Raw genomic sequence first — 12,239 nt, 5'->3', positions numbered from 1 at the left:
TTTGCCTGACCCCAATTGTTTGCTTATGAATTCTATAGGTATAGTTATTGTGTCCTTCTTTACTTTTTAAAGCTAAAATAAAGCGGTAATACATTATGTATTGCCGCTTCATGTTTAAAAAATTATTTTATGTTGTCAGAAATGACTCTTTTTCCTTTGTAATTATTGCCATCTCTTCTTGCCAATCCGTAAAAATCAATAGAAAGATTTTTATAATCTTTTGCATTAAAAATATCTGTTTTAAAACCGTTAATGTCATAACCTCCGCTGGTACAAGCACCATCAGCGCATGAAGGGTTATTGTAATCAACATTAAATTTGAATGCAACAAATGCATTTTGGTCAAGGTAGTATGTGGCACAACAATCATTATAATCTCTTTCTACTCTTCCCACAATTGAAAAAGTTAGTTTTCTGTTTAGAGGATCAATAACTGCTCCAGAAACTTCTATTTTATCTCTATTTGCAGAGCCTTCTAATTGATTTCCAAAATTTCTGATAAATGATTTAGCTTGATCTCTTAAAAGTCTATTCGCCTGTTTCCAATCAGCGCTTGATAAAAGATTGTTTCCAAACATATATATTTCTAATCCATCAATAAGTGGATCATCACCATTAAAAGGCCAGTTAGGAACTGATATAGGTAGACTGTTGATAATGGTTCCATCAGTGTTATATGTTTTTCCCTTGTACCGTACGAGTGTATTTGTTGCAAAGTTATTATAGATTTGATTAAGGTGAGCGGCTTCGTATTCATATGTCCAGGAAGCATTATTAATTCCAAGTTCAATAAAATCTGTAGCACTGGATTTATCCCAAATTCCCCAATTCTTCTTTTGATGTTTAACACTTACTCCAATAGAAGAGTATACTAAATAATTTTGATTCCAAAATTTTGTTTTAACTCTTCTTTTACTATCATAATAGTCATTACAGGTTTCTGCAGCACCAAAAATTTGTTGCCAAATACTTTCAGACTTTATTACACAAGTCCCTAGCTCAATTTTCTTTTCGTATGGGTATTTTTTTGTGTTATTGGTTCCGCCGCCACCGCCGGTTCCACCACCACCGCCGCTTCCGCCGCCACCGCTACCGCAGGTATCAATTTGAATTAATTCGATTGATCGGGTTAATTGTGTTGTGTTAACTACTGGATTTGCAAAAAGATTAAAACTATCTTCTGATGCACGAAGAATGTCGTCGCATTCAGATATTTTGCTAGGAACAACAGGTAAGTTGTTAGGGTTTTTTGATTTTTCTGTGATTACGCCTTCTTCATAATATTTGTCTAATAAGTCGATAAGTTCTTTCTCGTTTTTCTTTTGAGTTTTAAATACTCCCATAGTTGTATAGACGTATAGGTAATCTCCGACATAAATACTTCTATCCTCATCTAAGATAGATGCAAATTTATCATCAACGACAAGTGGATCATCAAGGTCTTCATCTTCTAAATCAGAAATTTTAGCAGTATAAGGAATTCCTGAGAATTTATAATCTTTATTGATTCGGTGTAATCTTTTTGCTAAAAAGGCTCGTTTTGATTCGGTGTCATTTTCATCAAAGACAGGAGATAAAGAATTGAATCCATTTTTTTGAAGCCCTTTCATTTTTGATTCAAACTCCTCATCTTTTTGTCCTTTAATGAATTTTTCGATAGACTCAGAACTGTCAAAACTTAATCTGTTGGTTTTTTCATTTAATATAGGTTCTCCCAGAGATTCAGGACTCTGAGACTTTGTTTCATCTTTGGAACAGGAAATTGCTCCAATTGCGATTGATAGTAATAGAAATTTGATTTTTGTTTTCATTTTTTTTCTTTGTTATTATTAATATTTAGTTATTAAGAAATTAGACCTCTTTAATAAAAATCTTTAGCAAACCTATTTCTTTGATGTCTCAGATTATGAGACTTGAGCTGAAAAAGAAATGTTTCAATATTTTGGTAAATAAATCTGGTATTAAGACGAACACATGTTTAAATTGTGATTGGTTTTAATTGTTTGTAATTGAGTGGTTTGTGAGTAGGGTCTTATTTAGTGTTAAAATTGTAATGGAAAGACTTTGTTATATGTTTTTATAAGATTTTGGATATCATATCACTGCCGTTTTACTTGTTTTTAGTAGAGTGGTATTTAGTGATGTATTAGTATTAGTTATAATACTTTTCTTTGTATTTTTGCGCAAAATTTTAATACAATCTTACTAATATTTAGTTTACATGGCTAATACCAAATATGTTTTTGTAACCGGAGGTGTGTCTTCCTCTTTAGGAAAAGGAATTATAGCTGCTTCCTTAGCAAAGCTATTACAGGCAAGAGGATATAGAGTTACAATTCAAAAACTGGATCCGTATATTAATGTTGATCCAGGAACTTTAAATCCTTATGAACACGGAGAATGCTATGTAACTGATGATGGAGCAGAAACAGATCTGGATTTGGGACATTATGAAAGATTTTTAAATACACCAACTTCTCAAGCTAATAATGTAACTACAGGTAGAATTTATCAAAGTGTTATTGAAAAAGAACGACGTGGAGAATTTTTAGGAAAAACAGTTCAGGTGGTTCCTCATATCACTAATGAAATAAAAGAAAGAATTCAGATTTTAGGTAAAAGCGGGGACTATGATATCGTAATTACTGAAATTGGAGGTACGGTTGGGGATATTGAATCTTTGCCATATATAGAGGCTGTACGTCAACTAAAATGGGAGCTTGGAGATTCTAATGCTTTAGTGATTCATTTAACCTTAATACCTTATCTTTCTGCAGCAGGAGAGTTAAAAACGAAGCCAACCCAACACAGTGTAAAAACTTTGATGGAAAGTGGTATAAAAGCAGATATTCTGGTATGTAGAACAGAACATGAATTATCTGACGATTTACGTAGGAAATTAGCACTTTTCTGTAATGTTAAACAAGAAGCAGTAATAGAGTCCATAGATGCCTCAACTATTTATGATGTGCCTAATTTGATGCTCGAAGAAGGCTTGGATGCAGTTGTGCTAAAACAATTGGTACTTAGAGATGATAACGTTCCTAACCTTGATAATTGGAATAGCTTTTTACAAAGACATAAAAATCCAAAACATCAAGTTACTATTGGGCTTATAGGGAAATATGTAGAATTACAAGATTCTTATAAATCAATTCTTGAGGCATTTATTCATGCAGGTGCAGAAAATGAAGTAAAAGTTAATGTAGTAAGTATTCATTCAGAATATATTACAGATACAACAATAAAGAAGAAAATTGCTCACCTGGATGGAGTTTTGGTCGCTCCCGGATTTGGTGAGCGCGGTATAGAGGGAAAAATAAAAGCAGTGCAATTTGCAAGAGAAAATGGGTTGCCGTTTTTTGGAATTTGTTTAGGAATGCAGATGGCCGTTATCGAGTATTCTCGTAATGTTTTAGGGTTAAAAGATGCCTGTTCTGTAGAAGTAGATGAAAATACTCCGCACCCCGTAATTGATCTTATGGAAGAACAAAAGAGTATTACAGATATGGGAGGCACAATGCGATTAGGTGCGTGGGAGTGTGAATTAGTAGAAGGTAGTATTGTGTATGAAGCATACGGAAAGTCACTGATTGAAGAACGCCATCGCCATCGTTATGAATATAATAATAATTATAAGGAGCAATTAGAAAATGCAGGGCTTAAAACCACAGGTGTTAATCCCAAAACAGGATTGGTAGAAATTATAGAATTATCAAATCATCCTTGGTTTGTGGGTGTTCAATATCACCCAGAGTATAAGAGTACTGTGGCTAATCCGCATCCCTTGTTTATAGCTTTTGTAAAAGCTGCGGTAGAATATTCAAAAAATAGTAAGAATGCCAAAGTGTCACAAGAATAGTAATTGGCTAGATAATTGACAACAGGATATAACAATATATAATTTTTGAAATAAGTATAATAGCAAATTTTGATACCAACTAAGAATTACTAGTATACGAATTCTAATCCGACCTTTGAAAAATAAATAAATATAAATAGACAAAAGCCTTTCTGAGTTATCGGATAAAGGCTTTTTATACTTACATAAATGGAAGAAAAGAAATTTGATCTTAACTCGATAATTGGATTTGCACTTATTTTTGGAATCATCGTTTGGATGTTCTATTTAAATCAGCCGACTCCTGAAGAAATTGAAGCAGAAAAAGCTAAAGAAGAACAAGTAGCAAACGAGAAAGAGGCAGATAATAAGGATACAACCCCAGATTTTGTTCAAGAAAGCAAACCTATTGTTGTTAATCCGCAAGATTCTGTGGCACTCTCAAATGCAAAATCTCAATTGGGTGCATTTGCGTACTCAGCTAGTTTAGCATCTGCAAAGGAGGAATTTACCAAAGTAGAAAACGAAGTATTAAGTTTAAAAGTAAATAATAGAGGAGGATACATTTCTGAGGCATTATTAAAAAACTTTAAGACCTATGATTCTGTACCCGTGTATTTGATTAAGGATGGCAAAAATGCTTCTTTAAATATAAATTTTGGGACTACAGATAATAGAATTCTAAATACCAAAGACCTGTTTTTTGAACCTACAGTGACCAAAAATGGAGAGAATACAATCTTATCCATGAAACTTAAAGTTTCTGATACAAAATACCTTGAGTATAGATATGAGTTAAAGCCAAATGAATATATGGTTGATTTTACAATTCGATCTCAAGGATTGCAACAAGTAATTAACAGTAGTCAAACGGTAAACCTAGATTGGAAACTTCAAGGGATTAGGCATGCTAAAAGTGCAGCTTATGAAAATCGTTATACAGAACTTAAATATGAATATGATGGTGATAAAGATGATTATTTGGGAGCAGGAGAATTTACAGATGATGAAGAAGAAAATGTATCTTGGATAGCATTTAATCAACATTTCTTTACTTCTGTATTGTTAACAGATACACCATTTAAAAAAGCGTCTTTTACTTCAAAAAACCTTGCTGGGTCTACAGATTTGGATGATAAAGATATCAAGGTTACCAAAGAGTTTTCTGCATCTATGCCATTAGAATTACAAGGTGGAGAGCTTAATTATGCTATGGATTGGTATTATGGACCAACGGATTATAGAATTGTAAATACATATGACCGTAATTTGGATGAAATAGTACCTTTGGGTTGGGGAATTTTTGGAATCATAAATAAATACTTGTTTATTCCGTTTTTTGCATTTTTAAGTAGCTTCCTTCCTTATGGTATTGCTATTATAGTAATGACTATTATTGTTCGTATTGTTCTGTCTCCAGTGACTTATAAGTCATATGTGTCACAAGCAAAAATGAAAGTTTTGCGACCAGAGATTACAGAAATTAACGAAAAATATAAGGACAATGCGATGAAGAAGCAACAGGAAACTATGGCGTTATATGGCAAAGCTGGTGTTAATCCAATGAGTGGTTGTTTGCCTGCATTAATGCAAATTCCTGTTTTCTATGCTTTATTTAACTTTTTCCCAAGTGCTTTTCAGTTACGTCAAAAGAGTTTCTTGTGGGCAGATGATTTATCTAGTTATGATAATATAGCTCAGTTACCGTTTACTATTCCTTTCTATGGGGATCATATTAGTTTATTTCCAATTTTAGCATCAGTTGCAATTTTTATTTATATGACGATGACTACTGGACAAACAATGCAAACACAACAACCAGGAATGCCAAATATGAAATTCATAATGTATTTGTCTCCGGTGATGATGTTATTTTTCTTTAATAACTATGCAAGTGGATTATCATTGTATTATTTTGTTTCTAATTTGATTACCATTGGTATTATGTTGGTGATTAAAAATGTAATCATCAATGAAGATAAAATCCATGCTAAGATTCAGGAAAATAAGAAAAAACCTAAAAAACAAGGTAAATTCCAGAAAAAGATGAAAGAGCTAATGGAGCAAGCAGAACAGCAAAAAAATACCAAGAAGAAATAATTTATTTTTAAATATCTTATAAAAAAGCTCCTCTTTGGAGCTTTTTTATGCTTTCAACTTCATTTTATCATTATGATTTTATAATATTGGTATACTTTTTGGAAGTTACTTTCGTTGAAATAATGTCCCAAATTAAATAGTAGTTATGCGAAGTATATTGTTATTTTGTGTTTTGATGTTTACATGTTTACCCATTTTAGGGCAAGAGTACAATAAATATGATAGTGAAGGTAAACGACACGGTAAATGGCGAAAGAAATATGATAATAGTGATCAAATTCGATATGAAGGTACTTTTGACCATGGCAAAGAGATAGGGAGTTTTAAATTCTACAAACCTAGCAGCGGTGATTCTCCTACAGCTGTAAAAACATTTTCAAAAAATAGTGATACTGTTAAGGTTAAATATTTTACCCAAAAGGGAAAAGTGATAAGTCAAGGTCAAATGATTGGCAAAGAACGAATAGGGTTATGGGAATATTATCATAATAGTTCTAAAAAAATTATGATGACTGAACATTACTTGTCGGGAAAACTTGATGGAGAGCAACGTACTTATTTTGAAAGTGGTCAATTAACAGAGAGTACCTCATATGTTAATGGAAAAAGACAAGGTAAAAGACTAATTTATTCAGAAAAAGGTATTGTTATTAAGGAGTTTATATACGAAAATGACCAGCTTCATGGTATAACCAAATATTACAATACCAACGGTGATTTGATTATAGAAGGAAACTATAAGAGAGATCGTAAGGATGGTATTTGGAGCTATTACACTGATGGAAAACTATCCGAACAAAAATTGTTTCCCGTTCAAAATAAAGGATTTTAATCGTATAAAATCTTTAAAATTACATGCTAATTATCTAAAGAGATTTTTTGAAGCTGTTATATAACAATGGCTAATATTTTTGTGCTTTAGTCTGGGGCTAATACACAACTTTTTAAATATGAATTAATACTTCTTATCCTCTTCTTCTCTTCAAAAGCTATACTTGTAAATTGCAATCTATTCGCAGAGAATTAACCATGTGTGGTAATAAATAGGATATATCTTACAAGGCATACGTTAAATTATTTGGATTTTTGTTTGAATGAACATATTTAGATTAAAAGCATTTAAAAATTTAACGTATGATACTAGAAGTCTTAAAAATTGTATTATTCTTTAAAAAGGTTAAAAGAAATGCTATTACAATTTTTTTGTTTTGTTTAATAACGATGACATCGATAGGTCAACAGACAAAATATGGAGGCGGTAATAATATGCCAGGAGTTATTGAGGCTGAAAATTTTGATTTAGGAGGAGAGGGCGCTATCAAAGGAAATAATGGATTGTACGTAAGTCATAATAACGGTAACCTTACAGGTCTTACCTGTGATAAATCTGTAGTAGGTAATCATGAGAAGTTTATTATAACTGACCTTACTTCAGAGTAATATATATACTCTTAAAAGATTTTTTAATCATTAATTATATCATAAAACCCTAAAATTTACAAGTAAAATGAAGTCAAATTTGTTTTTAAAAACTTTAAAAGAAAAATTTATTATCGTTTTTGTATTTTGTTTAGTAGCTGTGTTTTCTTGCAATGCTAAAATATTATCGATAATCAATCTAACAGATCATAATGTGGTATTACATAATATTAATACCGATATTTTAAATAAAGAAATTTCTAAGCTTTCTCATGCTAAAAGTTTAAAATTTAAAGGTGATGAGAGTTTTATTAGCGCGTATACTATTGTGAAAAATGAAAGTATCGAATTAGCTTCAAATAGTATTGCTAATCACGCTAACATACCCAAACCTTTTTTTGGGGCAGATAGAGAAAACGTATTGGAAGAAGATGTTCAATTATTAGAAATAGCAGATCAATATCCATCTAAGAGTTATAATTTTAAGTTAAAGTATAAAGCAAAGAAAGAACGAGAAATTCATTTAGAAATCAGAAGTCCAGAAAATGTTTGGTTAGGATTTAACAAAGTAATCGTAAAAAAAGGATCACGAAAAATAGATCTTGCTGTAGGTTTAGTGAATGAAGCCATAATTGGAAATGGTTATAAAGTAATAGCTACATTGGTTCCGTTAGGTAAAGATTGGAAAGAAAAAATCGTAAATAATGAAAAAGAATTTAATGTGATACCACAAGAAAATGTTGATCACGCTGAGATGGAAGAAAATCTTGAAATAATGCCTTTGCCAGATCAAAAACCAGCTGATCGCTATACTTTTGAATTAAAATACACAGCAAAGAAAGCAAGAGATATTGTTGTAGAGATCAGAAATCAGCGAAAACAATGGTTAGGATCAAATAAAGTAACAGTGCCAGAGGGTTCTGAAACGATTTTTGTTACTGTAAAAATACCTAATACAGCAGAGATTGCTAATGATTATAAAGCAATATCTTTATTATTACCGGTAGGTAAAGATTGGCAAGATAAAATCAAAAATACTTCTCGAAAATTTAACGTGACTAACGGTACTAAATCAGCCAGTACAGAAGGAGTTTCAACGTATATTCCGCCAAAAGAAGAATTTATTGAATTATTAGAGGTGCCCAATCAAAAAAAGTCGGAGAATTTTACTTTTAGTGTAGAATATGATGTAAATCAAGAACGAGAAATCCAAGTAGAAATTAGAGATCCGCAACATAAATGGTTAGATCTAATGAGTGTTAAAGTAAGTAAAGGCTCAGGAAGAACTAGTGTTATAATGAATGTTCCTAAAAAAATAGTGATAGGTAGTGGTTATACAGCAACAGCTTTATTGGTTCCTGTAGGTAAAGACTGGAGAGATAAGATCAAAACAAGTACTCAAAAATTTAGTGTTGTTCGTCGTTAAGTTTTATATGTTATAGATCGATGTGAATTTCGAAATGCTAAGGGTGAAATAATATTCAGTCCTTTACCATAGATTACGGATTTAACAGGAAAATTGATACAGAGAAAAGACTTAGGTGTATTAAAGTTAGGTGAGTCTTTGATTTCTCTTTGTGAAATGATAAGCTCAATTAAGACGAATGGTTTTTATTAGTAAAAGTTATATTAGGAGAAAATAGTATACTTAAAAAGAAGATGATGGTAGAATTTTAATTAGTTATTGAATACTGTCGTATTTGTTAAAATGGATATTTGATTTGTCAAATATCCATTTTTTATGAACTGAGCTTTTAATTAGAAAGAATCAACTCAGTCTATTATAACATTCCAAAATTAGTTAAGGCTGAATATTCTGATAGCTTGTCTCTAAGATATTTACTTAGTACTTTTGTAAAATAATTATAAAGAATAAAATAAAGAAAGGATTTTTTTGATGAAGAGAGTAATCGTAGGATTATCAGGGGGAGTTGATTCCAGTGTAGCGGCATATTTATTAAAAGAGCAAGGATATGAGGTTATTGGATTATTCATGAAGAATTGGCATGATGATTCAGTAACAATTTCTGACGAATGTCCATGGCTGGATGATAGTAATGATGCGTTATTAGTAGCAGAGAAATTGGGGATACCATTTCAGACGGTGGATTTAAGTGAGCAATATAAGGAACGTATTGTGGATTATATGTTTAATGAATACGAAAATGGTCGTACTCCAAACCCCGATGTGTTATGTAATCGTGAAATTAAGTTTGACGTATTCTTAAAAATTGCATTATCTCTTGGAGCTGATTATGTTGCGACTGGGCATTATTGTAGAAAGGATACGATACGCAAAGAAGGAAAAGAAATTCATCGTCTTATAGCAGGAAAAGACTCTAATAAGGATCAATCTTATTTCTTATGCCAATTGTCTCAGGAACAATTAGCAAAAACGTTATTTCCTGTTGGTGAATTATTAAAACCAGAAGTTAGGGATATCGCTAAAGAACAAGATTTGGTGACAGCGGATAAAAAAGATTCTCAGGGATTATGTTTTATCGGAAAAGTTCGTTTGCCCGAATTTCTTCAACAAAAGTTACAACCAAAACAGGGAGATATTATTGAAATATTATCTTCTGAAGAAAAATATCAACGTACAATACCTCAGTTTAAGTCTAAAAGAGAAGAATTAGAGTTCTTGTCCAGTAAATATCAGTATGACACCAGAGATGGCAAGGTAGTAGGAAAACATCAAGGAGCGCACTACTATACCAAAGGGCAACGTAAAGGGTTGGCTGTAGGAGGAACTCCAGAGCCCCTTTTTGTTATTGAGACTGATGTTGAAACAAACACAATTTATACTGGGCAAGGCAAAAAGCACCCAGGTTTGTATAGAAAGGCGTTGTTTATAACTAATAAAGAGTTACATTGGGTTAGAGAAGATCTTAGGCTTAATGTAGATGAAGAACTTGAAGTTATGGCTAGAATTCGATATAGACAACCACTAGAAAAGGCTACATTACACGTTATAGATTCTGGTATGTATGTTGTTTTTGAAAACGATCAAAGTGCGATAACCGAGGGGCAGTTCGTAGCTTGGTATATTGGTGAAGAATTGGTTGGTTCTGGTGTAATCTCATAATAAACTAATTATTTATATATTCTGATTTAGAAATTAATGAATAAAATAAAAGAATTATTCAATATTCAGTACCCGATAATTCAAGGAGGAATGATATGGGCAAGTGGCTGGAAATTAGCGAGTGCAGTAAGTAATGCAGGAGGACTAGGTCTTATAGGATCTGGATCTATGTATCCTGATATATTAAGGGAGCACATACAAAAATGTAAAAAAGCTACAAATAAGCCTTTTGGGGTTAATATTCCAATGTTATATCCTAATCTTGAGGAAATTATTCAGATAATAATCGAGGAAGGTGTAAAAATAGTCTTTACTTCTGCTGGAAATCCAAAAACATATACGGCTTATCTTAAAGAAAAAGGTATTACAGTAGTTCACGTGGTGAGTAGTCTGAAGTTTGCTTTAAAAGCCCAAGAAGCAGGAGTGGATGCTGTAGTGGCAGAAGGTTTTGAAGCAGGAGGGCATAACGGAAGGGATGAAACTACATCATTAACATTAATACCAATAGTTAAAAAAGAGGTAAGTATACCTTTAATTGCTGCAGGAGGGATTGCAACCGGATCTGCTATGTATGCGGTGATGGCTTTAGGAGCAGATGGAGTTCAGGTTGGAAGTCGCTTTGTAGCAAGTGACGAAGCTTCTTCGCATATAGATTTTAAAAAAATGGTGGTAGAGGCTAAGGAAGGAGATACACAATTAACATTAAAAGAGTTAGCGCCTGTTCGTTTACTTAAGAATAAATTTTATAATGATGTCACAGAATTATATAGTAAAGGACCTTCTATTGACGAATTAAAAGCATTATTAGGTCGTGCTAGAGCAAAACGAGGAATGTTTGAAGGAGATTTAAATGAAGGGGAGCTAGAAATTGGTCAAGTTTCAGGATTAATTCAAGATATCAAACCCGCAAAGGTCATTGTTGATGATATGATTAAGGAATTTCAAGAAACCAAAAAGAGCATGGAACAAGTCGCTATATAAATATCAAAGATGAATTCGAGAAAAGATCAACTTAATGCTTTTGATAGGTTACTAACTATTATGGATGAGCTTCGGGAGCAATGTCCATGGGATAAAAAACAAACACTGCAGTCTTTAAGACATCTTACTATAGAGGAGACGTATGAACTTGGTGATGCAATCTTAGATAATAACCTCGAAGAGGTAAAAAAAGAGCTAGGAGACTTACTATTGCATATTGTTTTTTATGCTAAAATTGGTAGTGAAACTAAAGATTTTGATATAGCAGATGTAGCAAATGAAATTTGCGATAAACTGATCCATAGACATCCACATATTTATAGTGATGTTAGTGTAGAAGATGAAGAAGATGTGAAACGTAACTGGGAAAACTTAAAGCTTAAGGAAGGGAAGAAAAGTGTTCTTGAAGGGGTGCCTCAATCGCTTCCGGCTATGGTAAAGGCAAGCAGAATCCAGGATAAAGTAGCAGGAGTTGGGTTTGATTGGGAAGAACCATATCAAGTGTTTGAAAAGCTTAAAGAAGAATTAGGTGAACTACAACACGAAGTAAAGGTGCAAGATCAGGAAAAAATAGAATCCGAGTTTGGAGATGTACTTTTTTCTATGATTAATTATGCTCGTTTTTTAAAAGTAAATCCAGAAGACGCATTAGAACGAACAAATAAAAAGTTTATAAAGCGTTTTCAGTATTTAGAATCTAAAGCAAAACAAAACAACCAAAATTTAATGGACATGACTCTTTCTGAAATGGACGTTTTTTGGGAAGAAGCTAAAAGGTTATAGAGAACATAAACTTCTTTATTTATACCTTCA

At 32.3% G+C, this 12,239-nt stretch carries 9 protein-coding genes; 8 read left to right on the top strand and 1 reads right to left on the bottom strand.

Annotated elements, in window-relative coordinates; genetic code table 11:
* Window positions 1-122 precede the first annotated feature (122 nt).
* Window positions 123-1,811 carry a hypothetical protein gene (locus PQF96_RS02730; RefSeq protein WP_271765005.1) on the bottom strand — a complete coding sequence of 563 codons (1,689 nt, stop codon included), beginning with the start codon at window positions 1,809-1,811 and terminating at the stop codon, window positions 123-125.
* Window positions 1,812-2,221: 410 nt separating this feature from the next.
* On the opposite strand from PQF96_RS02730, the gene PQF96_RS02725 reads away from it, so the two are divergent.
* The 8 genes from PQF96_RS02725 to mazG all read left to right on the top strand — a co-directional run bounded on the left by PQF96_RS02725 (window position 2,222) and on the right by mazG (window position 12,209).
* On the top strand, window positions 2,222-3,862 hold the full coding sequence (locus tag PQF96_RS02725) for a CTP synthase (protein ID WP_271765004.1): 1,641 nt from the start codon (window positions 2,222-2,224) through the stop codon (window positions 3,860-3,862).
* A gap of 189 nt (window positions 3,863-4,051) precedes the next feature.
* Window positions 4,052-5,941: a membrane protein insertase YidC gene (gene yidC / locus PQF96_RS02720; RefSeq protein WP_109437072.1), complete on the top strand. Its 1,890-nt coding sequence runs from the start codon at window positions 4,052-4,054 to the stop codon at window positions 5,939-5,941.
* A gap of 145 nt (window positions 5,942-6,086) precedes the next feature.
* Entirely contained in the window at window positions 6,087-6,773 is a 687-nt protein-coding gene (locus PQF96_RS02715; protein ID WP_109437071.1) for a toxin-antitoxin system YwqK family antitoxin, read from the top strand.
* A 302-nt stretch (window positions 6,774-7,075) separates the two neighbouring features.
* On the top strand, window positions 7,076-7,381 hold the full coding sequence (locus PQF96_RS02710) for a carbohydrate-binding protein (RefSeq protein WP_271765003.1): 306 nt from the start codon (window positions 7,076-7,078) through the stop codon (window positions 7,379-7,381).
* 67 nt (window positions 7,382-7,448) lie between these two features.
* Complete coding sequence (locus PQF96_RS02705; protein WP_271765002.1) at window positions 7,449-8,786, top strand: hypothetical protein; 1,338 nt, start codon at window positions 7,449-7,451, stop codon at window positions 8,784-8,786.
* Window positions 8,787-9,257: 471 nt separating this feature from the next.
* Window positions 9,258-10,445, top strand: a complete 1,188-nt coding sequence (gene mnmA, locus PQF96_RS02700; protein ID WP_109437068.1) for a tRNA 2-thiouridine(34) synthase MnmA — start codon at window positions 9,258-9,260, stop codon at window positions 10,443-10,445.
* Between the two features lie 36 nt (window positions 10,446-10,481).
* The gene (locus tag PQF96_RS02695; protein ID WP_143915286.1) at window positions 10,482-11,426 is read left to right on the top strand and encodes an NAD(P)H-dependent flavin oxidoreductase; all 945 of its coding nucleotides are present in this window, start codon (window positions 10,482-10,484) and stop codon (window positions 11,424-11,426) included.
* A 9-nt stretch (window positions 11,427-11,435) separates the two neighbouring features.
* The gene (gene mazG, locus PQF96_RS02690; RefSeq protein ID WP_271765001.1) at window positions 11,436-12,209 is read left to right on the top strand and encodes a nucleoside triphosphate pyrophosphohydrolase; all 774 of its coding nucleotides are present in this window, start codon (window positions 11,436-11,438) and stop codon (window positions 12,207-12,209) included.
* Window positions 12,210-12,239 lie beyond the last annotated feature (30 nt).

Origin of the sequence: Aquimarina algiphila, from assembly GCF_947494415.1 — a bacterium.
GTDB classification, from domain to species: Bacteria; Bacteroidota; Bacteroidia; order Flavobacteriales; family Flavobacteriaceae; genus Aquimarina; species Aquimarina algiphila.
The sequence above is the reverse complement of the archived record's forward strand: the minus strand, read 5'-3'. Positions and strand labels throughout refer to the sequence as shown.